The 21,410-nt window shown below is 68.2% G+C and carries 16 protein-coding genes; 8 read left to right on the forward strand and 8 right to left on the reverse strand.

Annotated elements, in window-relative coordinates:
- Positions 1–190 precede the first annotated feature (190 nt).
- Positions 191–3,085 (forward strand): bifunctional diguanylate cyclase/phosphodiesterase, encoded by a 2,895-nt coding sequence (locus LQ771_RS11995; RefSeq protein ID WP_231349645.1) that lies wholly within the window; start codon positions 191–193, stop codon positions 3,083–3,085.
- Positions 3,086–3,138: 53 nt separating this feature from the next.
- Here LQ771_RS11995 and hslO read toward each other — a convergent pair whose 3' ends face one another.
- Complete coding sequence (hslO, locus tag LQ771_RS12000) at positions 3,139–4,044, reverse strand: Hsp33 family molecular chaperone HslO (RefSeq protein WP_231349646.1); 906 nt, start codon at positions 4,042–4,044, stop codon at positions 3,139–3,141.
- Positions 4,045–4,154: 110 nt separating this feature from the next.
- Here hslO and mtgA point away from each other — a divergent pair, with 110 nt between their 5' ends.
- The 3 genes from mtgA to LQ771_RS12015 all read left to right on the forward strand — a co-directional run bounded on the left by mtgA (position 4,155) and on the right by LQ771_RS12015 (position 6,339).
- A complete protein-coding gene (mtgA, locus tag LQ771_RS12005) occupies positions 4,155–4,895 on the forward strand; it encodes a monofunctional biosynthetic peptidoglycan transglycosylase (RefSeq protein ID WP_231349647.1) in 741 nt (246 codons plus the stop codon).
- A gap of 3 nt (positions 4,896–4,898) precedes the next feature.
- The gene (locus LQ771_RS12010; RefSeq protein ID WP_231349648.1) at positions 4,899–5,840 is read left to right on the forward strand and encodes a glycosyltransferase family 2 protein; all 942 of its coding nucleotides are present in this window, start codon (positions 4,899–4,901) and stop codon (positions 5,838–5,840) included.
- 70 nt (positions 5,841–5,910) lie between these two features.
- The gene (locus LQ771_RS12015; protein ID WP_231349649.1) at positions 5,911–6,339 is read left to right on the forward strand and encodes a CBS domain-containing protein; all 429 of its coding nucleotides are present in this window, start codon (positions 5,911–5,913) and stop codon (positions 6,337–6,339) included.
- Positions 6,340–6,453: 114 nt separating this feature from the next.
- On the opposite strand, the gene LQ771_RS12020 is transcribed toward LQ771_RS12015, so the two are convergent.
- Positions 6,454–7,677: an NTP/NDP exchange transporter gene (locus LQ771_RS12020; protein ID WP_231351906.1), complete on the reverse strand. Its 1,224-nt coding sequence runs from the start codon at positions 7,675–7,677 to the stop codon at positions 6,454–6,456.
- A gap of 422 nt (positions 7,678–8,099) precedes the next feature.
- Here LQ771_RS12020 and LQ771_RS12025 point away from each other — a divergent pair, with 422 nt between their 5' ends.
- Positions 8,100–9,236 carry a serine hydrolase domain-containing protein gene (locus LQ771_RS12025; RefSeq protein ID WP_484494518.1) on the forward strand — a complete coding sequence of 379 codons (1,137 nt, stop codon included), beginning with the start codon at positions 8,100–8,102 and terminating at the stop codon, positions 9,234–9,236.
- A gap of 66 nt (positions 9,237–9,302) precedes the next feature.
- Here the strand turns inward: LQ771_RS12025 and LQ771_RS12030 are convergent, their stop codons facing one another.
- The 6 genes from LQ771_RS12030 to LQ771_RS12055 all read right to left on the reverse strand — a co-directional run bounded on the left by LQ771_RS12030 (position 9,303) and on the right by LQ771_RS12055 (position 15,433).
- Positions 9,303–10,241, reverse strand: a complete 939-nt coding sequence (locus LQ771_RS12030) for an energy transducer TonB (RefSeq protein ID WP_338030336.1) — start codon at positions 10,239–10,241, stop codon at positions 9,303–9,305.
- Positions 10,242–10,574: 333 nt separating this feature from the next.
- Positions 10,575–11,105: a met regulon transcriptional regulator MetJ gene (gene metJ, locus LQ771_RS15990; protein WP_255674162.1), complete on the reverse strand. Its 531-nt coding sequence runs from the start codon at positions 11,103–11,105 to the stop codon at positions 10,575–10,577.
- A gap of 466 nt (positions 11,106–11,571) precedes the next feature.
- Positions 11,572–11,967: a glycine cleavage system protein GcvH gene (gcvH, locus tag LQ771_RS12040; RefSeq protein ID WP_231321437.1), complete on the reverse strand. Its 396-nt coding sequence runs from the start codon at positions 11,965–11,967 to the stop codon at positions 11,572–11,574.
- Between the two features lie 83 nt (positions 11,968–12,050).
- Entirely contained in the window at positions 12,051–13,151 is a 1,101-nt protein-coding gene (gcvT, locus tag LQ771_RS12045; RefSeq protein WP_231349652.1) for a glycine cleavage system aminomethyltransferase GcvT, read from the reverse strand.
- Between the two features lie 292 nt (positions 13,152–13,443).
- Positions 13,444–14,031, reverse strand: coding sequence for an alpha-ketoglutarate-dependent dioxygenase AlkB family protein (locus LQ771_RS12050; RefSeq protein ID WP_231349653.1), 588 nt, complete (start codon positions 14,029–14,031; stop codon positions 13,444–13,446).
- Between the two features lie 4 nt (positions 14,032–14,035).
- Positions 14,036–15,433 carry an amidase gene (locus LQ771_RS12055; protein ID WP_231349654.1) on the reverse strand — a complete coding sequence of 466 codons (1,398 nt, stop codon included), beginning with the start codon at positions 15,431–15,433 and terminating at the stop codon, positions 14,036–14,038.
- A gap of 150 nt (positions 15,434–15,583) precedes the next feature.
- On the opposite strand from LQ771_RS12055, the gene LQ771_RS12060 reads away from it, so the two are divergent.
- From LQ771_RS12060 to LQ771_RS12070, 3 genes are all read left to right on the forward strand, one after another.
- Complete coding sequence (locus LQ771_RS12060; RefSeq protein WP_231349655.1) at positions 15,584–17,200, forward strand: electron transfer flavoprotein-ubiquinone oxidoreductase; 1,617 nt, start codon at positions 15,584–15,586, stop codon at positions 17,198–17,200.
- 120 nt (positions 17,201–17,320) lie between these two features.
- Positions 17,321–19,303 carry a glycosyltransferase gene (locus tag LQ771_RS12065; protein WP_231349656.1) on the forward strand — a complete coding sequence of 661 codons (1,983 nt, stop codon included), beginning with the start codon at positions 17,321–17,323 and terminating at the stop codon, positions 19,301–19,303.
- Positions 19,300–21,405, forward strand: a complete 2,106-nt coding sequence (locus LQ771_RS12070; RefSeq protein WP_231351907.1) for a glycoside hydrolase family 99-like domain-containing protein — start codon at positions 19,300–19,302, stop codon at positions 21,403–21,405. The genes LQ771_RS12065 and LQ771_RS12070 overlap by 4 nt, the downstream gene beginning before the upstream one ends.
- Positions 21,406–21,410 lie beyond the last annotated feature (5 nt).

A 21,410-nucleotide genomic window follows, 5' to 3' on the forward strand; every position in this document is an offset into this window, starting at 1 on the left:
TTAACTAACACCCTGTTGCAGGGTCCGGCCGCTCAAATGGTGAACCCAGGCACATATCCCATGCGTATGGACCCCGACGTGAAAAGAGGGTTCCCCGGGGATGAAAAGTCAGCAAAAACCGATTCCCGACAAAGCCCCTCGCGCACGATATAGTCACGTCACGGCCCCGTCACGGAACTGAGACCCCGCCATGAACCCGGCTCTCCCTTCTCGCGAGCCTGCGACCCTCCCGGCCGACCGGGAAGTGTTGCATCGGGCGGTCGAGCGACTGTTCGGGGCTCCGGATGCGGGTAGCGTGGCGGCAGTCTGCGAAACGTTGCTATCGGACTGGCACGTGCAGGCCCGCCTGGGCTGGCGCCAGTTGGGTGGCGAGGAGGCTCCCGCCACCGCAAGCCGGCTGGAACTGGCCGAAGACCCGCAGGGGCTGCGGGTGCTGGTGCTGGAACCGGAAGTGCCGCTGTCCGAGCCGCTGCGCGAACGACTGGCCTGGTTCGGTCGCCTGGCAGGCACGCGGATGCGCCAGCAGGCCGAGACCGCGCGCCTGTACGAGGCGATTTCCCGCCTGGCGCTGGCCGAGCGCCTGCAGCGCGCGCTGTTCGCCATCGCCGAGCAGGCCGGCGCCGAGCGCAACATGACCGAAATGATGCGCTCGCTGCACGCCATCGTCGGCAGCCTGATGTACGCGGAGAACTTCTACATCGTGCTCTACGACGAAGCCACCGACAGCGTGCGCTTCCCGTACTACGCCGACGCGGCCGACCGCGACCCGCCCTCGCCCGAACGCAGCGTGCCGCTGTCCGACCTGGAACACAGCCTGACCTGGAACCTGCTCAAGGGCGGGCTCGCCATGATGGGCTCGATCGAGGAACTCAACCGCACGGTGCCCGACCGGCTGGTGCTGATCGGGCCGGACTGCGAGCACTGGTTGGGCGTGCCGCTGCTGCGCGAGGCCAAGGTCGTCGGCGGCATCGTGATCCAGAGCTACCGCGCCGATACGCAATACACCTCGCAGGACCGCGAGCTGCTCTGCTACGTGGCCCAGCATGTGCAGGCCGCGCTTGAAAAGCGCCAGGCGCATGCCGAGCTGGAACGGCGGGTGGCCGACCGCACGGCCGCCCTGCGCGAGGCCAATCGCGTGCTTCGCCAGCAGGTGCTGCAGCGCCAGCGCGGCGAGCGGCTGCAGGCGGCGCTGTTCCGCATCGCCGAGCTGGCCAGCACTTCCGAAGGCCTGGACACGTTCTACTCGGCGGTGCACCGCGTCATCGGCGGCCTGCTGTACGCGCGCAACTTCTATCTCGCGCTGGTCGACGAGGACAGCGGGCAGCTCACCTTCCCCTACTCGGTCGACGAGATCGACAACGTGCCCGCTCCGCGCCTGCACGGCAGGGGCGCCACCGAGTACGTGCTGCGCCACGGCAAGCCGCTGCTGGCCGACTCGGCCGAGCTGGAGCGGCTTACCGCGATCGGCGAGATAGAGCGCCAGGGCACGCATTCACTGTGCTGGCTGGGTGTGCCGCTGGTGTGGGGCGAGCGGGTGATGGGCGTGCTGGCGGTGCAGAGCTACACCCCCGAGCACACCTACAACGAGCGCGACCAGGAACTGCTCACCTTCGTCAGCTACCACATCGCCAACGCCTTGCAGCGCAAGCACACCGCCGAATCGCTCAAGCAGGCCTACGCGGGGCTGGAACGGCGCGTCACCGAGCGCACCCGCGCGCTGGCGCTGGCCAATCGCGACCTGCGCGAACAGATCGCCGAGCGCGAGCGTGTCGAGCGCCGGCTCAAGTACGAAACGCTGCACGACTCGCTGACTGGCCTGCCCAACCGCACGCTGCTGCTGCAACGCATGGAGCAGGCGCTGGAGCGCTATCGCAGCGTGCCGGACGAGGGCGGCTTCGCGGTGCTGTTCATCGACCTGGACCGCTTCAAGGTCATCAACGATTCGGTCGGCCACCTGGTCGGCGACGACCTGCTGTTCCAGGTTGGCGGGCGCATCCGCGCCTGCCTGAAGACCCGCGACGTGGTGGCGCGACTGGGCGGCGACGAGTTCGCCGTGCTGCTGGAGGGCGTCGCCGACCCAGGCACCGCGGTGGTGGTCGCCGAACGCGTCATCGGCGAGCTGCAGGTACCGTTCCGGCTGGGCGCCAAGGAAATCTTCACCTCCGCTTCGATCGGCGTGGCGCTGCCCGGCCCGCATTACCAGAAGCCGGAGGAGTTGCTGCGCGACGCCGACGCGGCGATGTACCGCGCCAAGGACGAGGGCCGCCATCGCGCGGCCGTGTTCGACGACCGCCTGCGCCGCGAGGCGCTGTCGCTGCTGGAACTGGAAAGCGATCTGCGCCGCGGCCTGGCGCGCAACGAGTTCGTGCCGTTCTACCAGCCCATCGTCGCGCTGGAGGACGGTCGCGTGGTCGGCTACGAGGCGCTGCTGCGCTGGCACCATCCCGACCGCGGACTGCTCGCCCCCGGCGAGTTCCTGATCATCGCCGAGGAAGCCGGCTGCGCCGAGAGCATCGACTGGCAGATCTTCGAGCAGGTCTGCGCGCAGGCACCGGCGCTGCTGGGCAAGGACGGCTTCGTCAGCATCAACGTGTCCGGCCGCCACTTCCGCGTCCCGGATCTGGACGCACGCCTGCTCGCACTGCTCGCCGAGCACGGCCTGCCGCCGCGACAGGTACGCATCGAGGTCACCGAGCGCGCGCTGCTGGACAACCCGGCGCAGGTCAAGCGCATCCTGGAGAACATGCGCAGCCGCGGCGTGCGGGTGGCGCTGGACGATTTCGGTACCGGCTATTCCTCGCTGAGCTACCTGCACCAGTATCCGTTCGAGACGCTGAAGATCGACCGCTCCTTCATCACGGAGCTGCCGCGCGAGGGTGACGGCCAGGGCCTGGCCGTGGTGCGCGCGATCCAGGTGCTGGCCGATTCGCTCAACATGCTGGTGATCGCCGAAGGCATCGAGGAAGAACACCAGCGCCAATCGCTGATGCGCGTCGGCTGCCGCTACGGCCAGGGCTTCCTGTTCGCCCGCCCGCAGCCGATCAGCGTCTGGCTGCCGGCCGATCCGACCCCGGCCGTGGCCTGATCCGGCGCCGGGCACGCATCGGCCCACCACGAAGGCAGGCCCAGGCGCACCGGCTACTGCGACGTCGTCGGCGTATCGGCACTCACCCCGCCGACCAGCACGTGCTCCGCATCGATGCGGTCGAACGTGTAGCGCTGCGCGCAGAACTCGCAGATCACCTCGATCTCGCCATCGCGCGCAGCCAGGGCGGCCTCGACCTCGTCGCGTCCCAGCGAACGCAGCATCGATTCGACCCGCTCGCGCGAGCAACTGCAGCCGAACGCCAGGGGACGCGGCTCGAACATGCGCACGGTTTCCTCGTGATAGAGGCGGTACAGCAACTGCTCGGGCGCGATGGCCAGCATTTCCTCGCTGCCCAGCGTGCCGGTCAGGTGCAGTACGCGATCCCAGGCGTCCTCGTCCTCGACCTCGACCGCGCCGTGGCCACCCTCGCCGGGAAGCTTCTGCAACATCAATCCGACCGCGTGCTCACCATCGGCCGCCAGCAGCAGGCGCGCGGGCAACTGTTCGGACAGGCGGAAATAGTTCTCCAGCGCCCCGGCCAGCTCCGGCTGGTTGAGCTCCACCAGGCCCTGGTAGCGCTGGCCGCGCTCGGCGTGACCGATGGTGATCGCCATCACCGCACCCGGCAGCGCGGCCAGGTCCAGCGGTCCGGGCAGCGAATCGTTCCAGCGCGCCAGGCCACGCAACCGCCCCTGGTCGGTGCACTCGGTGAACAGCAGGCGTAGCGCACCGCTGCTCTTGAGTTCGATCGACAACGCGCCTTCCAGCTTGATGTTGCCGGTCAGCAGCGCGCTCGCAGCCAGGCTCTGGCCCAGCAGTTCCCGCAGCGGCGCCGGGTAATCCGCGCGCCCGGCGACCTCGCGCCACGCGGCGCCCAGCCTCACCAGCACACCGCGCACGCCGGCGCGTTCCAGCACGAAGCGATGCAGCACGTCCTCGACAAGCACGGTTTCCACGGAAAGACGACCTCGGCACGGAGAATCGGGTGAGATGGGGACTGCGCCGGCGCAGGACAATGGGCCGCTTATACTCTCCGGGATCGAAACCGAAGGTCGATGCCCAGACGATGCCACCACCGCGCACCGCCCTACGCCGCCTGCTGCGTCCGCTCGCCATCCTGGCGGTGTCTTGGCTGTCGCTGTCCTGGCTGGTGGTGCTGGTGTTGCGCTTCGTGCCGCCGTGGACGTCGGCGGTGATGATGGAGCGGCGCGTGGACGCCCGGGTCCAGGGCGAACACGACTTCCACCTGCGCCAGCACTGGGTGGCGTGGGACCAGGTATCGCCGTACGTACCCCTGGCGATGATCGCGGGCGAGGACCAGAAGTTCCCCTTCCACCACGGCTTCGACCTGGAACAGATCCAGGATGCACTCGACGACGCCGACGACGGCAGGCGCCTGCGTGGCGCCAGCACCATCAGCCAGCAGGTCGCCAAGAACCTGTTCCTGTGGAACGGGCGCAGCTTCGTGCGCAAGGGACTGGAGGCCTATTACACCGTGCTGATCGAGCTGACCTGGCCCAAGCGGCGCATCCTCGAGGTGTACATGAACATCGCGGAGCTGGGCGACGGCATCTACGGCGTGGGCGCGGCAAGCGAGGCGTACTTCCACGTGCCGCCGGCGCGGCTTGGCCCGGCGCAGGCGGCACGCCTGGCTGCCGTGCTGCCCAGTCCGCGCCGCCTGCACGCCGACCGCCCCAGCGCCTACGTCCAGCGCCGCACGCAATGGATCCAGCGACAGATGCAGCACCTGGGTGGCCCCGGCTACCTGGACGCCGACCATCCCCCGCGCGTGGGGCGAGGACACTGACCCATGATCGAACTGACCGTCGTCGTCCCCGCCTACAACGAGGCGGCCGTGCTCGATGCCTTCCACCAGCGCCTCGGCGCGGTGCTGGACACGCTGGCGCTGGACAGCGCCGTGCTCTACGTCGACGACGGCAGCACCGACGGCACCTGGATGACGATCGAGGCGCTGCTGGCCGCTGACCAGCGCGTGCGCGCGCTCAAGCTGTCGCGCAATTTTGGCAAGGAGGCTGCGCTCACGGCCGGCCTGGACCACGTCACCGAGGGTGCCGCCGTGGTGATCGATGCCGACCTGCAGGACCCGCCCGAGCTGATCCCCGAACTCGTCGCGCGGTGGCGCGAGGGGTTCGACGTGGTGTACGCCACGCGCAGCGCGCGCGCCGGCGAGACGCGATTGAAGCGCCTCACCGCGGCGGGCTTCTACCGCGCGATGGAACGGCTCTCCGACACTGCGCTCCCGCGCGATACCGGCGACTTCCGCCTGCTCTCGCGCCGCGCGCTGGACGCGCTGTCGAGGCTGCGCGAACGCCAGCGCTTCATGAAGGGCCTGTTCGCCTGGATCGGCTACCGCCAGACCGCCGTGCACTACCAGCGCGGATCCCGCCACAGCGGCCGTACCAAATGGAACTACTGGCGCCTGACCCAACTGGCCATCGAGGGCATCACCTCGTTCTCCAGTGCGCCGCTGCGGCTGGCTACCTGGGTTGGCCTGGGATCGTCGCTGCTGGCTTTCGTCTACGGCCTGTGGGTGCTGACCAAGGCGCTGATCTGGGGCGACCCGGTGCGCGGCTACCCGACGCTGATGCTGGTGATCCTGTTTCTCGGCGGCGTGCAGTTGCTGGCGCTGGGCGTGATCGGCGAATACCTGGGCCGCAGCTACGCCGAGAGCAAACAGCGCCCGATCTACTTCGTCGAAGAAGAGCGGCCGGGACACCGACCGGCGCATTGACGCAGCGCCGACGAGTCGGGGCTAGACTCCTCCTACGCGGCCCGCCGCGGCCGGCTGAGGAGCCAAAGGCATGCACCAGGTCAGGCATCTGCTGGAAAGCAAAGGCAACGCCGTATACGCCATCCCGCCCGAGGCCCCCGTGCTGGACGCCATCCGGCAGATGGCCGAACGCCGGGTCGGCGCGCTGGTGGTGATGAAGGGAGATGCACTTGCCGGCATCGTCTCCGAACGGGACTACGCGCGGAAGGTGATCCTGCAGGGCCGCTCCTCCGCGCAGACCGCGGTCGCCGACATCATGAGTGACGAGCCGCTCACCATCTCGCCGGAAACCGACGTGTTCGACTGCATGCGCCTGTGCACCGAGCGTCGCGTGCGCCACCTGCCGGTGGTCGAGGATGGACGCGTGGTCGGCGTGATCTCCATCGGCGACCTGGTCAAGGCGGTGATCGACGCGCAGGCCGAGCAGATCGAGCAGTTGCAGCGCTACATCACCAGCTGACTGTCCCTGCCCCGCTGCTGCCCGGATACCTCTGCAGGAGCGCACCGCTGCGCGGGACCGCAGGCCTGCGCTCCGGGCGGTCGCACACAGGGGGCGCTCCCACGGGAAGCGGGCTCAGTCCCTGGCCAGATCCGGAGCCCGCCCCGCGCGCCGCGCCACCCACGCCGACGCCGTCGCCACGCCGGCACCGATCAGACCCATGCCGCCGATGCCCACGCCGAACCACGCCAGCAGGCTCACGCCGCTGGTCACCAGCACGTCGCCGAAGCGCCACACGGCGGTCTCGACGAAATTCTTGCCCTTGTAGCGCGTCTCGCGCGGCACGCGGGTGTACAGCGCATCGACTGCCGGCTTGGTCATGCCGTAGGCGAACCCGCGGGTGATCACCAGCATCACGGCCAGCACCGGCACGGCCAGGCCAAACAGCCACATGTCGCCGGTGCCGCCCACCGCGACCATCAGCAGAAGGGCGACGTTGACCAGTGCCGGCAGCACCAGGCCCCAACCGGCACCGAAGCGCACCAGCAACCAGCGCGTCAGCGTCAGCTGGAGTAGTGCGCCGAGCACGTTGGTGGCCAGGTCCAGGTCGTTGTAGAAGGCGGTGCGTGCCACCCGGTCGGTGAAATGCGCCTTGGCGTAGTCGGCCATCAACGCATAGGCGAGCGTGCCGATGCCGTCCCCCAGCAGCATCAACATGGCCATGTAGCGCAGGAACGGCCGCGTCCACAGTTCGCGGATGCCGGCCCACAGCGAACCGCCCGTGCCCCGGTCCACCCGGCCGTCGGCAGCCTGCTCGTCGCGGGCCGCCAGCCGCAGCAGCAGCACCAGGGCCAGCCCCAGGGTGGCCGCCGACACCGCCAGCAGCGGCGCCACGCCGAGCACGTGGACCAGCAGCCGGGTCAGCAGGGGACCGAAGATCGCCCCGCCCATGCCGCCCAGCGCAATCAGCGGAAACACCCGTCGTGCCTGCCGGCTCTCGAAGATGTCCGCCATGAAACTCCAGAACAGCGACACCACGAACAGGTTGAACACGCTGACCCAGACATAGAACACCACGCCCAGCAGCCGCGCGCCGATCCGTTCCTGCACCAGGAACGCCGGCACGAAGGCAACCAGGCACAGGATGAAGAAGCTGTAGCTCCAGGCGAGCAGCCGGCGGCGCGAAACATGCGCCACCAGCCAGCCGAATACCGGCGTCAGCACCAGCATCACCGCGAAGACCACCGCATAGAACAGCGGCAGCGATTGCGACCCGACCGCGCCGCCCAGTTGGTCGCGCACCGGCCGGATGATGTAGTAGCCGGCCATCACCAGGAAGAAGGCCAACGTGGAAAGGATCAGCCCGGCGCGCTCGTGGGCGCGGGCGTTGTGGCGCAGGCTCACGGAGAGTCCAGCCTCGTGGGGAGCGCAAAGCCTAGCACGGGCGGACTTGCCGGCTGCCGCCAGCCGGACGCGAGGCTTCGCGTGGCCCACACCGACCGGCTGAACAACAGCAGCCAGACGCCTGCCTGTTCGCATTGTGGAGCCGGGCCAAGTGGCCCACAATCCGGAAATCGCGTGCTCCAGGCCGCTTCGTTCCCACTTCACACGTCTTGCGCCGGACTCTTCCAGGCATGCAGCTTCGTCCGCTTTCCCTGCTGGTCGCCACCCTCCTCGGCATGGCAGCCGCTCCCGCAATGGCTATCTCAACGCCAGCCCTGCCCCCCGCCACCGCTTCGGCCGGTTCCTCCACGACCACGCAGTCGCTCCCGCCCGAGCGCATGAAGGCGACGCTGGAGGCCTACAGGCAATGGCTCGGCAAGCTCGACAAGCGCGACGCCGTCGCCGGCCTGGCAACGGCGATCGTGGTCGACGACAAGGTGGTGTTCGAGGGCACCATCGGTTACGCCAATGCGGCCGACAAGGAACCGGTCAAGCCGGACACCGTCTTCCGCCTCGCCTCGCTGTCCAAGGCCTTCGCCACCGGCCTCGCCGCAATCCTGGTCCAGGACGGCAAACTGGCCTGGGACACGCGACTGGTCAACGTGCTGCCGTTCTTCAAGCTCAAGAACATGCCGGACACCCAGCGCGCCACCGTCGCCGACATCCTCGGCCAGCGCCTGGGGCTTCCGCGCAATACCTACGACAACATGCTCGAGGATGACGTCCCCTACGAGGAGCTGGTGCGCAAGCTCGACCAGGTCGACATGACCTGCGGCGTGGGCCAGTGCTACGGCTACCAGAACGTCGCCTTCAGCCTGATCGGCGACGTGGTGTATGCCATGACCGGCAACTTCTTCTACAAGCTGGTCGATCGGCGGATCTTCCTGCCGCTGGGCATGTCCACCGCCAGCTACGGTCGCGCCGCACTCGAATCGAGCAAGAGCTGGGCGCGACCGCACCGGCGCACGCGGCGTGGCTGGGTGCCGTTCGAACCGAAGGAAAACTACTACCGCGTGGCGCCGGCCGCCGGCGTCAACGCTAGCCTGCGCGACATGGAGAAGTGGCTGATCGCGCAGATGGGCGGTCGCCCCGACGTACTCTCGCCCTCGACGCTGGACGTGCTGCACACGCCAGGCGTGCGCACCCCGACCGAGCTCCATTCCACGGCGTGGCGCAACGGCCGCATTACTACCGCCTCCTACGCACTGGGCTGGCGCGTGTTCACCTACGGGGGCGAGACGCTGGTCTATCACGCCGGCGCGGTGGAGGGTTACCGCACCATGATCGGCTTCTTCCCCAAATACCGCACCGGCGTGGTGACGATGTGGAATGCCGGCGTACCCACGCCGTCGGGCCTGATGCCGATGGTGTTCGACAGCCTGCTCGGCCTGCCGCACGTGGATTGGGCAGGGCTGGAAAAAAGCGTTCCCGATCGCCCGCGCAGAACGCGCACGGGACGTCACCGCCGCCATTGAGAACCCGATGCCGGACATGAAAAAGGCGGCGCCCGGCGCCGCCTTTTCCGTCCCCGCGCCATCGGCTCAGAGCTTGAACTCGATCTTCTTCTGGAGCTTGGCTTCCACCGGCGTGCCATTGCGCGTGGCCGGCTTGTACTTCCAGCGCTCGACCGCGTTGATCGCCTCGCGGTCGAACAGATGCCGCGGTTGCGCGTCGACGACCTGCGCGCCGCTGACATTGCCCTCGGTATCGACCGTGTAGCCCACCAACACCCAGCCCTGCGTGCGGGTACGCTGCGCCTGGGTCGGGAAGCGCGGCTGCACGTACTTGGTCATCACCGGATCGGTGGTCACGATCTGCTGCGGCACCGGTGCCGCGGGCTCGGCGGTGGCAGGCGCATTGGCTGCGGCGACCTCGGTCTGCGCCTTCTGTTCGGACGGCTGCGCCTTCTGCTGGTCCGCCAGCTTGTCGGCCGCCGCCTTGTCCGCCGCCGCCTTGTCGGCAGCCAGTTGCTGCTGGCGCTGCTGTTCGAGCGCCTGCTGTTGCTCCTTGTCCAGCAGCTTGCGCTGGGCATCGAGCTTGGAGCGCAGGATGGTCAGCGTGTAATTGGCCGGGTCGGCCTTGGCCAGCAGGTCGATCTCACGCTGCGCCTCGGCAAAGTCGCGCCCGTTGATCGCCTGTTCGGCGCCGCTGGCCGCGAACGGGAAGGTTTCGCGAAGCGCATCGGTGGCGACCGGGTTGCCCGGCTGCTTTTCCAGCGCCTTCAGGTAGAACTCGAAGGCGTTGTTGCCGGCCGGCGCCAGCACGCGATGGTCGTTCATCGCCTTGCGTGCCTCGGCGAGCAGCTGGTTCACGTCCATCGCCTCGACGTTGGCGGGCGGCACAACGGCGATCCTGTCGGTCGAGACCGGGGTGGACGGGTGCCCGCCGCCATCCTGCATGACCAGTTCCTGATGCGGCTGCAGGATCAGGAACCAGCTGGCCACGGCCAGCAGGACGAAAATGGCGATAACGGCAATCAAGGTGGGGCGGGCGGCCCCGCGCGCATGCGCGCGCATAGAACTGGAACGGGTATCCATGGGACGTTCACCGGTTGGCTTGCATGAGATACCCGCGCTTTTTCCCCCTGTAGGAGCGGCCGTCCCCCAGGACGTGCGCGGCGCGAGTGCGCACAACTTACCGCCAATGCGCCGTGGCGGCAAATACCGGTGCGACTCGGGCCCGCCTGCTTTTCAGGCCCCTGAAACGAAGCGTCCCGGCCGGGGCCGGGACGAATCGCTCTTCGAAGTACCCTCCCTGCGCTGGGCACCGCAGGGAGAGAAAAATCGATACCGCTTGTTGGTCTTCTTTTAGACTTACTTCTTGGCCTTGGCGGTCTTGGTGGCCTTGACCACCTTGGCCGGCGCAGCCTTCTTCGGAGCCGCCTTCTTGGCGGCGACCTTCTTGACGGCGACCTTCTTGACAGCAGCCTTCTTGGCGGCGGCCGGCTTCTTGGCGGCAGCCTTCTTCGGCGCAGCCTTCTTGGCGGCGACCTTCTTGGTTGCCGGCTTCTTGGCAACCGGCTTCTTCGCGGTGGCCTTCTTCACGGCAGTCTTCTTGGCGGGCGCCTTCTTGGCGGCCGGTTTCTTCGCGGTGGTTTTCTTGGCAGTGGCCATTCGTCTCAGCTCCTCATCAGTTGGCAGTGGTTGCCCAGTAAAAGCGTGCAGGAACGCCTCCACCAGCAGGTCGCTGTTGGTGGCGTGCCGAAGGTTGTTGACCTGACGGCGCGTGCGCTCGTCGGAAAGCAGACGCAAGACATGCAGCGGGATCGACACGGTGATCTTGCGCACCGCGCCGGCCTTCTCGCCGTGATCGACATACGGCGTTATGAACTTCGATGCTGCCATGTGGACCCGTTCCCCTGATCTGAAGCGAAAGCTATTCCTGAAGATTTCAACTGTCAATTGATTTCGACCAGAAAATTCAACCGGTCGAAAGCCCCTCCGGCAGCCCGCAAAGGGCCGCGCGGCAAGGGGTTACCGATTAACAGCGGCATTTTCAATTGGGCGTATAAACGTCCAAACAAGATAATCCGGAAAGCGGAATGGGCCGCGCAAACCCTTGCACCGCAAGGCTTTGCGCCACACGAGCAATTTTCCGCGTCGACGCACTCCACGCACCATCCCGGCTCGCGGGACGCATCCCGCGAGGAGTCATGGAAACCTTCGTTCGAATGAATGGAAGTCGACCAGCGGCACGATCGATGGCGAAGACGGATCGTCCGGGACGCTTCCCGGCCCCTCCCTTCCGGAGGGTCGAGGAGCCGGTTGAGGCGATCGTGCGCCGTCGCCGCGGCGCACGATCCGGTGACCGTCAGTGGTCTTCGTTCTCGATCTGCTCGGCGTACGCATCGGCATCGAGCAGCTCGTCAAGCTCCGCACGATCCGAGATGCGCACGGCGAAGATCCAGCCGTCGCCGAAGGCGTCTTCGTTGATCGTCTCGGGCTTGTCGTTGAGCAGCTCGTTGACCTCGACGATCTCGCCGGACACGGGCGAATAGATGTCCGAAGCGGCCTTCACCGACTCGACCACCGCCACGCCGGTACCGGCCTGCACGCTGGCACCGATCTCGGGCAGTTCCACGTACACCAGGTCGCCGAGCTGGCCCTGCGCATGGTCGGAGATGCCCACGCGCACCACGCCGTTGTCTTCGACGCGGGCCCACTCGTGGGATTTGAGGAACTTCAGGTCGCCGGGAATCTCGCTCATGGTCGGGTCCAGTCGTTGTCGTGGAATGGAGCGGCGATTCTAGCCGCTCGCCGGGAACTCTTATAAAGGATGAAGCGCGTGAATCAGATGCCTTCGCGGGGCTTGCCGTCACGCACGAACGGATACTTCACCACGCGCACCGGTACCTCGCGGCCGCGGATGTCCACCCGCACGTCGCCCGGCTCGCCGGCCGGGATGCGCGCGAAGGCCACCGCCTTGTCCAGCGTCGGCGCGAAGCTGCCGGAGAGGATCTCGCCCTCGCCGTTGGCGGTGAGCACCTTCTGCCCGTGCCGCAACACGCCCTTCTCGTCGAGCACCAGACCGACCATCAGCCGCGATACGCCGGCGGCCTTCTGTGCCTCCAGCGCCTTGCGGCCGATGAAGTCGCGCCCCTCGTCCAGCGCGATCGTCCAGCCCAGGTTGGCCTCCCACGGCGACACCGTCTCGTCCATGTCCTGGCCGTAGAGGTTCATCCCCGCCTCCAGGCGCAGCGTGTCGCGCGCGCCCAGGCCGGCCGGCTTGACGCCCGCGTCGGCCAGCGCCTGCCACAGGGCGACCGCCTGCCCGTTGGGCACGATGATCTCGAAGCCGTCTTCACCGGTGTAGCCGGTGCGCGCGATGAACAGCGGCATGCCGTGCGGGCCCTGCGCGGCGGCGGCGGCGAAGCGGCCGAGCTTCTCGATGCGCGGACGGTCGACCTCGTGCAGCAGGCCGATCACCCTGGCACGCGCGTTGGGCCCCTGCACCGCGATCATCGCGAAGTCGGGGCGCTCCTTCACTTCCACGCCGAAGGCCCTGGCCTGCTGTTCGATCCAGGCCAGGTCCTTGGCGCGCGTGGCGGCGTTCACCACCAGGCGGAAGTGCGCCTCGTCGAAGAAATACGCGATCAGGTCGTCGATCACGCCGCCCTGCTCGTTGAGCATGCACGAGTACAGCGCCTTGCCCTGCACCTTGAGCTTGTCGACGTCGTTGGCCAGCAGGTGGCGCAGGAATTCGCGCGTGCGCGGACCGTGCAGGTCGACCACGGTCATGTGCGAGACATCGAACATGCCGGCATCGCGACGGACGGCGTGGTGCTCCTCGATCTGCGAGCCGTAGTTGATCGGCATGTCCCAGCCGCCGAAGTCGACCATGCGTGCACCCGACGCGCGGTGGGTCTCGTTGAGTACGGTCTTCTCGGTCATCGCACGGGCACCTTGGGGAAAGTGGGGATTATCGCCGGCGCCCGGATGCAAGCCAAGGTGCACGGCCGCCCCTTCCCTGCCCGCGACGCAGCCGGAGGAACCCCCTCCCAGCCTACCCCTGCGAGCAGGGAGAGGAGCAAGAGCAGCAGGCGCAAGAACTCGCCTGCTCGCAGGCGGGAGAGCAAGAGCTGAAGGGTCGCCCCCTCCCCTGCTCGCAGGGGAGGGTTGGGGCGGGGTGCTCTTCCGCAGCCAGCGCGTCTGCCGGCGGGGAGCATGCCCCGCGCCGAGACACCTACAGGATCCGCCGGAAGGTCAGGTTGATGCGCGGCGCCTCCACTCGCGCCATGCGCGGCAGCGCGTGCTGGTACAGGCGCTGCGTTTCGCCGGCCATGCGCAGCAGGCTGCCATGTGGCAATGCCAGTTCCAGCGCCACGGACCCGCGCGGTGCCTTGGGCCTGAACACGAAGCGGCGAGGCGCGCCGAGGCTCAGCGAGGCAATCACGGGTGCAGGACCCAGCTCCGTCTCGTCGTCACTGTGCCAGCCCATCGCGTCATTGCCGTCGCGGTAGAGGTTGGCCAACACGCTGTTGAAGGCGCTGCCGCAGGCCTGCTCCATGCGCGGGCGAAGCGCGGCCAGCGCCGATGGCCACGGATGCGGATCGAAGCGCGTGCGCGAGTAGACATAGCTCGCACCCGGATCGCCGATCCAGCAACTCAGCCGCGGCGAGGCGACCTCACGGCCGAACATCCGGATGACGTGCGTTTCCCAGGGAACGGTTTCGAGCAGCTCCGCAAGAAGCGCGTCGGCCTCGGCGCGCGACAACCAGTCCGTCCAGAGCACGAGGTCCGCACCGGCCAGCGCGAGCGGCTGCCAGCCCACGCGCTCAGGCGATCGCCGGGTAGGTCGGCTCCACGTCCAGCGTCGAGGCGCACACCGCGGCCAGTTCCAGCAGCCGCAGGTCCGAACCGCGTGCACCGACGAACTGCAGGCCGATCGGTCGGCCATCCGGCAGCGCACCCATCGGGATACTCACCGCCGGGCAGCCGGCAAGGCTGGCGAAACTGGTGAGGTCGGCCGCCGAGTCGGGCGCCGGACCGCCCAGCCGGAACGCGCCCTGCGGCGTGGTCGGCAACACCAGGACGTCGATCTGCGCGAACAGGCGGCGCATCTTGAGCGTGGCCGCGTCGAGCACGCGGTCGGCGATGGCGTAGTCGGCGGCGCTCTTGCGCGCGGCGTAGTCGAGCATCTCGCGCAGGCGCGGCGAGACCGGATGCGCGGTGTCGGCCAGGTCCCCGGCGAAGGTGCCGAGCATCTCCGCTTCCATCAGCAACAGGCCGGCGCGGCGGGTGCGCGCGAAGTTCCAGTCGGAAAAGTCCACCGTGCGCCGCTCGCCGAGCTCGCGCGGCAGGCGAGCCAGCGCCGCCTCGAACACTTCGATCACCTCCGGATCGACACCCAACGCCGCCAGGTCCGGCAGCAGGCCGGCACGCAGGTTGCCCGGCTCCCAGTCCGGCGGCGAAAAGGCCACGCGGCGGCGGCGCGAGCGTGCGTCGTCGGCGTCGTAGCCGGCCAGCACCTGCAGCAGCACGGTCAGGTCGTTGGCGCTGCGGGCGAGCAGGCCAACTGCATCCAGCCGTCGCGCCGCCGGCAGCATGCCGCGGGTGGAAATCTCGCCGTGCGTGGGCTTGAGCGCATACACGCCGCAGTAGCTCGCCGGGATGCGGATCGAGCCCAGGCTGTCCGATCCCACCGCCGCCGCGGCAAGCCCGGCCGCCACCGCCGCGGCCGCGCCGCCGGAGGAGCCGCCCGCGCTGTAGCCGGGCTTGTACGGGTTCTGGGTCGGGCCGAAGTGCGGATTGTCGGTGGCCGCGCCCAGCGCCGCCTCGTCCATGTTGGTCTTGCCCACCAGCACCGCGCCGGAGGCACGCAGGCGCGCAACCACGTGGGAATCGTCCTGCACCGGCTGCCCGCGCCCTGGCAGGCCGGCGCGGGTCGGCCAGCCGGCCATGTCGAAGTTGTCCTTCAGCGCGATCGGGATGCCGTCGAGCCGGCCGAGCACGCCATCGCGCCGGCGGTGCGTCGCGGTACGCGCCTGTTCCTGCATCAGCCCGGGGCGCAGGTCGACGAAGGCATTGAGTTCGGGGTTGATACGCTCGATCGCCGACTGATAGGCGTCGGCCAGCGCCTGCGGCTGCACGCGCCCTACCGCCAGCCAGTGCAGGAGCTGGCACACGCTGGCGCGGCGCAGGTCGATGTCGGCGATCGGCGGAGTCGAATTCATGCATCGTCCTTCAGGGTGTATCCGCGATTATCGCCACGGTCCGCAAAGCGATTGCAAGCGGTCGTTAGTGCAGAGTCCGGTTTGCCGCGGGGGTCGCGAAAAAGGGACAATGCCTCTCTTTCCTTTACAAGACGCCGCACGGAGTCCGCCATGAGCGAACGCGAAACGATGGAATACGACGTGGTCGTGGTCGGCGCCGGCCCGGCCGGGCTGTCGTTCGCGCTCCGCCTGAAGCAGCTGCAGCCGGACACCACCGTCTGCGTGATCGAGAAGGCTTCCACGATCGGCGCGCAGATCCTCTCCGGCGCGGTGATCGAGCCCGGCCCCCTGGACGCGCTGTTGCCCGGCTGGCGCGACAATCCGCCGCCGATCTGCGTACCCGCCGGCAAGGACGAGTTCTGGCTGCTCAGCAAGACCGGCGGCCAGAAGCTGCCGGTGCCGCCGGGCATGCGCAACCACGGCAACTTCATCGTTTCCCTCGGCGCCCTGTGCGCCTGGCTGGCGCCACAGGCCGAGGCGCTCGGCGTGGACGTGTTTCCCGGCTTCGCCGCCGCGGACAACATCTACAACGAGGACGGTTCGGTCGCCGGCGTACGCATCGGCGACATGGGCGTGGCCAAGGATGGCACCCACAAACCCGGCTATACGCAGGGCATCGACATCAAGGCGAAGGTCACGGTGCTGGCCGAGGGCGCACGCGGCAGCCTGACCAAGCAGCTGATCAAGCGCTACGCCCTGGACAAGGACTCCGACCCGCAGGGCTACTCGATCGGCATCAAGGAGCTCTGGCAGGTGCCCGCCGGCCGCGTCACCCCCGGCAAGATCGTGCACAGCGTCGGCTGGCCGGCCGACAACGCCACCTACGGCGGCAGTTTCCTCTATCACCTGGACGGCGACCGCATCGCGCTGGGGTACATCAGCGGCCTGGACTACCGCGACCCGAACTACAAGCCCTGGGAAGCGTTCCAGCAGTGGAAGCACCACCCGCACGTCAAGCCATTGCTCGAGGGCGGCAACATCCTCTCGGCCGGCGCGCGCGCCATCGTCACCGGCGGCTACCAGTCGCTGCCGAAGGTCGAGATGCCCGGCGCGATCCTGATCGGCGACACCGCCGGCCTGCTCAACGTGCCCAAGATCAAGGGCACCCACCAGGCGATCCGCAGCGGCATGCTCGCCGCCGAGCACCTGGCCGCCAACGGCCTGAACGCCGCCGGCTTCGATGCCGCCCTGCGCGCGTCGCCGGCCATGGCCGAGCTGAAGCGGGTACGCAACATCAAGCCCGGCTTCAAGAAGGGCCTGTGGTTCGGCCTGCTCAATGGGGTCTGGGAAACGGCCACCTTCGGCGCCTCGCCCTGGACCCTGAAGAACAAGCCGGACTGGTGCTCGCTGGAGAAGCTCGGCGAATACGAGGAACCCAGGCGCGACTACGTCACGCGCGACCTGCCCCCGCGCGATCGCCTGGCCGGCGTCTACTTCGCCGCCACCGAACACGACGAGGACCAGCCGATCCACCTGCACGTGGCCGACACCAACATCTGCATCGACCAGTGCACGACCGAATACGGCAACCCCTGCACCCGCTTCTGCCCGGCGAGCGTGTACGAGATCGTGGAAGACGCCATGCCTGATGGAAGCAGGAGCAAGCGCCTGCAGATCAACGCCGCCAACTGCGTGCACTGCAAGACCTGCGACATCAAGGACCCGTACGAGATCATCACCTGGGTGACGCCCGAGGGTGGGTCGGGGCCGAATTACCAGAACATGTAGCGCCGCGAGGGCACGCTCCTGATCGGCAACCTGCAATGGCGCCTCCGGCGCCTCGGCTACCAGCTCCAACGCGCGCGTAGCAGCCTTGCGCTGCGTGGCTGGCGCGGCACGCTGGCACGCGTGCGGCAGGAGTTCGCTGCCCGTCCCGCGACCGCCGAGGAACTCGAACTACTGCCGCTGGACGTTCCGTTCGAGCCTTTCGCCGTGCCCGGCACGGACAGGCCGCTGGTATCCATCGTCATCCCGGTTTACGGCAAGCTCGCCTACACGCTCGCCTGCCTTCGCTCGCTCGCCCGGCATGGTGCGCGTGCGCCATTCGAGGTCATCGTGGTGGACGATGCCTCTCCGGACGACAGCGCCGAACTCCTCGCCCGGGTTACGAACCTGCGGCTGCTACGCAACACGCATAACCTCGGCTTCGTCGACAGCTGCAATGCCGGTGCCGCGGCAGCGAGGGGCGAATTCCTGCTCTTCCTCAACAACGACACCCAGGTCACTGCGGGCTGGCTGGACGCGTTGCTTGCCTGCTTTGCCGAGCGTGTCGATTGCGGTATCGCCGGGGCCCGGCTGGTCTATCCGGACGGACGGCTGCAGGAAGCCGGGGGACTGGTGTTCGCTGACGGCAGTTGCTGGAATACCGGTCGCTTCGAGGACCGCGATGCGCACGCCTACCAGTATCGCCGGCGAACCGATTACGTTACCGGTGCAGCACTGCTGGTGCGACGCGAGATCTTTGACCGTGTCGGTGGCTTCGACACCCGCTACCGGCCGGCCTACTACGAAGACACCGACCTTGCCTTCTCTATCAGGCAGCTCGGCCTTGCCGTGTACTACCAGCCGGCGAGCCTGGTCGTCCACTGCGAGGGTATCACCTCGGGCGTCGACATCGGCAGCGGGGTCAAACAGCACCAGGTGACCAACCAGGCCACGTTCGCCGCAAAGTGGGCCGAGCGTCTCGCCCTTCAGCCGCCTGCGGGCACGCCGCTCGACCGGGCCATCCACTGGCATGCCCGTGGCCGCATCCTCGTCGTGGACGTCACTGCACCCGATCCGATGCGCGACTCCGGCTCCCTGCGCCTGTGCGGAATCCTTCGTCTGCTCGACCGGCAAGGGTGGAGCACCTGCTTCTTCCCGGACGATCGCCGGACGACGGGGCAGGACATGCGCGCGCTGGGCGAACTCGGTTGCGAGTTGCTTGCCGGGGAAGACCTGCCGCAATGGCTACGCCAGCACGGACGGGAACTCGATGCGGTTTTCCTCTGCCGGCATACGGTGGCCGGCCAGTACGCCGGCCTCGTGCGGCGGCATGCGCCACAGGCCAGGCTCGTCTTCGACACGGTGGACCTGCATTTCCTGCGCGAAGGGCGCGCTGCGGAGCTGGCCGGCCATGCAGGGCTTGCGCGACAGGCGGATGCCAGCCGACGGAGCGAACTGCGGCTGATCGAGCAATGCGATGTGACGCTCGTGGTGAGTGCGCACGAGCAGAACCTGCTGTCGGAGCTGCTCCCCGGAGCACGCGTGGAACTGCTGTCCAACATCCACGAGGTGCATGGCTGCCGTCGCCCGGCGGGCGAGCGCAGGGACCTCGTATTCATTGGCGGCTGGGGCCACCCCCCAAACGCGGACGCCATCCGCTGGATCGCCAACGAGATTCTGCCCCGCCTGCGCGAAGCCTTGCCCGACCTCTGCGTCCACATGCTGGGCGACATGCCGGAGGAAGCACGGCATGAACTGGCCCGTCCCGGCCTGGAATTGCACGGCCGCGTGCCCGACCTGGAGCCCTGGCTCGATGGCTGCCTGGCCTCGCTCGCACCGCTACGCTTCGGCGCGGGCGTCAAGGGCAAGATCAACATGGCCATGAGCTACGGACTGCCCGTCGTCGCTACCACCGTCGCCGTCGAGGGCATGCAGCTTGCCGACGACATCGACGTGCTGGTGGCCGACGAGGCGCCTGCGTTCGTGGACGCCGTGCTTCGCCTGAGCGGGGACGCCACACTATGGCAACGCCTGTCCGAGCACGGGCTGGAAAACGTGCGCCGGCACTTCTCGCCGGAGGCCGCCGCCGGCACGCTCGAACGCATCCTCGGTTCATCCACGCCATGACGTCCTCTGCCGCCAAGCGTTATCTCTTCCTCCTGCTTCGTCTGGGCTTCCGCGCCCTGCCTTTGCCCACGGCCACCCGCGACCGGCTGCGGCAGCGCTTCCTGGAACGCCATGCGAGCCTTGTGCCAGCCGGGCCTCGCGGCCAGGTGGGGGACGGTGCCGGACGTCGCCCCCACCGGCACGCCGCCGGCCGGGCGATAGGCTTCGTGGAGCCGCGCGTCGAACCACTGCCCAGCCCTCTTCCCGCAACGCTGGTGGCGTTCTACCTGCCGCAGTTCCATCCGATACCGCAGAACGACGCATGGTGGGGCGAGGGCTTCACCGAATGGACCAACGTGGCGCGGGCGCTGCCGCAGTTCGAGGGCCATGCACAGCCCCGCCTGCCTGGCACGCTTGGCTTCTACGACCTTCGCCTCCCCGAAGTGATGCGCCGGCAGATGCAGCTGGCGCGCGAGTACGGTATCGGCGCATTCTGCAGCTACTTCTACTGGTTCGCCGGCGAACGGCTGCTCGAGCAACCCTTGTTGCAGTGGCTGGACGATCCCTCCCTGGACCTGCCGCTGTGCCTGTGCTGGGCCAACGAGAACTGGTCGCGGCGCTGGGACGGGCGTGCCGACGACCTGCTCATAAGCCAGCGGCATAGTCCCGAGGACGACCTGGCCTTTATTTCCTACGTGGCCCGCTGGCTGCGCGATCCCCGGTATTTGCGGGTCCAGGGCAAGCCGCTATTGCTGGTGTATCGCCCCGGCCTGCTGCCCGACCCGAAGGCGACCAGTGCCCGATGGCGCACATGGTGCCGCGAGGCAGGTATCGGCGAGATCCAGCTCGCCTACGTGCAGAGCTTCGACCGGGTCGACCCGCGCGACATCGGATTCGATGCGGCGGTCGAATTCCCTCCCAACAACACCACGCTTCCCACGATCACAGCCCGCCAGCGTCTACTCAATCCGGACTACCGGGGGGACGTGCATGACTGGCGCGCCATGGCCCGCCAAGCCATGGCGCAACCCGATCCATCGTACCTGCGCTATCCGGGGGTGAATCCCGGCTGGGATAACGAACCCCGTCGCAGTGGCAAGGGACGCGTGTTCGCCCATGCCTCGCCGCGCGGCTACCGCGACTGGTTGCGCCAAGCCATCGCTGTGGCACGTCGGCGCAAGCCGGACCAGCCATTGGTGTTCGTCAACGCCTGGAACGAGTGGGCCGAAGGGGCCGTGCTGGAGCCGGACGCGCGGCTGGGCCACGCCTGGCTGCAGGCGACCCGGGACGCATTGCGCGAGCCCCCCGCCACGGCTCCGGCAGACCGGCCCTGCGCGGTGATCCACGCTTGGTACGTCGAGGTCCTGGACGAAATCCTCGCGACCCTGCAGAGCACCGGCCTGCGGTGGCGGATCATTGTCACCACCGCGCACGAGCAGGCCGCGGCAGTCCGCCAGCGGCTCGACGAGCTGAACATCGAAGCGGAGTTGCACGTCTTCGAAAACCGCGGGCGCGACATCTTGCCCTTCCTGCACGTGGCGAACCGGTTGCTCGACGAAGGCACCGAAGTGGTGTTGAAGCTGCACACTAAACGCTCGGTGCACCGTCAGGACGGCGAACTGTGGCGACGCGAACTGCTCGACGGACTGGTCTCGCCCGCCCGTGCCCATGCGCTGGCAGCGGCGTTCGCAGCCGATCCGTCACTGGGTCTGGTGGCGCCGGACGGCCACGTCCAGCCGCTCAACTTCTACTGGGGCGCCAATCGCGACACGGCCGGCTACCTGACTACGCGGCTGGGCTTGGCCGCACCGGACATCGAGAGCGACCGCTTCATCGCCGGGAGTATGTTCTGGGTACGGCTTGAGGCGTTGCGTCCGCTGCTGGACGCTCACCTTGGCGAATGGGAGTTCGAAGCCGAGGCGGGGCAGCTTGACGGCACCTTCGCCCACGCGATCGAGAGGATCTTCATGCTGGTAGCGCGGCACGCCGGATTCCGCACGGTCGAAGCCGCTGCGCTGATGGGCCTGGATGCCTCCAACAGGCCCTTCCCTTATGCGTCCGCGGACGCTTCCGGCAGGATCGATGGCGCGGCGCGCGATGCCGGCGCCAGGCCGACTCGATGATCGCA

The sequence above is a fragment of the Frateuria soli genome, assembly GCF_021117385.1.
GTDB lineage: Bacteria > Pseudomonadota > Gammaproteobacteria > Xanthomonadales > Rhodanobacteraceae > Frateuria_A > Frateuria_A soli.

Bases quoted from the DNA above. Each gene is read 5' to 3' on its own strand.
- LQ771_RS12070 (WP_231351907.1), top strand. From the start codon at position 19,300: ATGACGTCCTCTGCCGCCAAGCGTTATCTCTTCCTCCTGCTTCGTCTG.
- LQ771_RS12055 (WP_231349654.1), bottom strand. From the start codon at position 15,433: ATGAATTCGACTCCGCCGATCGCCGACATCGACCTGCGCCGCGCCAGC.
- metJ (WP_255674162.1), bottom strand. From the start codon at position 11,105: ATGGCAGCATCGAAGTTCATAACGCCGTATGTCGATCACGGCGAGAAG.
- LQ771_RS12025 (WP_484494518.1), top strand. From the start codon at position 8,100: ATGAAGGCGACGCTGGAGGCCTACAGGCAATGGCTCGGCAAGCTCGAC.
- mtgA (WP_231349647.1), top strand. From the start codon at position 4,155: ATGCCACCACCGCGCACCGCCCTACGCCGCCTGCTGCGTCCGCTCGCC.
- gcvT (WP_231349652.1), bottom strand. From the start codon at position 13,151: ATGACCGAGAAGACCGTACTCAACGAGACCCACCGCGCGTCGGGTGCA.
- LQ771_RS12015 (WP_231349649.1), top strand. From the start codon at position 5,911: ATGCACCAGGTCAGGCATCTGCTGGAAAGCAAAGGCAACGCCGTATAC.
- gcvH (WP_231321437.1), bottom strand. From the start codon at position 11,967: ATGAGCGAGATTCCCGGCGACCTGAAGTTCCTCAAATCCCACGAGTGG.
- LQ771_RS12060 (WP_231349655.1), top strand. From the start codon at position 15,584: ATGAGCGAACGCGAAACGATGGAATACGACGTGGTCGTGGTCGGCGCC.
- LQ771_RS11995 (WP_231349645.1), top strand. From the start codon at position 191: ATGAACCCGGCTCTCCCTTCTCGCGAGCCTGCGACCCTCCCGGCCGAC.
- LQ771_RS12010 (WP_231349648.1), top strand. From the start codon at position 4,899: ATGATCGAACTGACCGTCGTCGTCCCCGCCTACAACGAGGCGGCCGTG.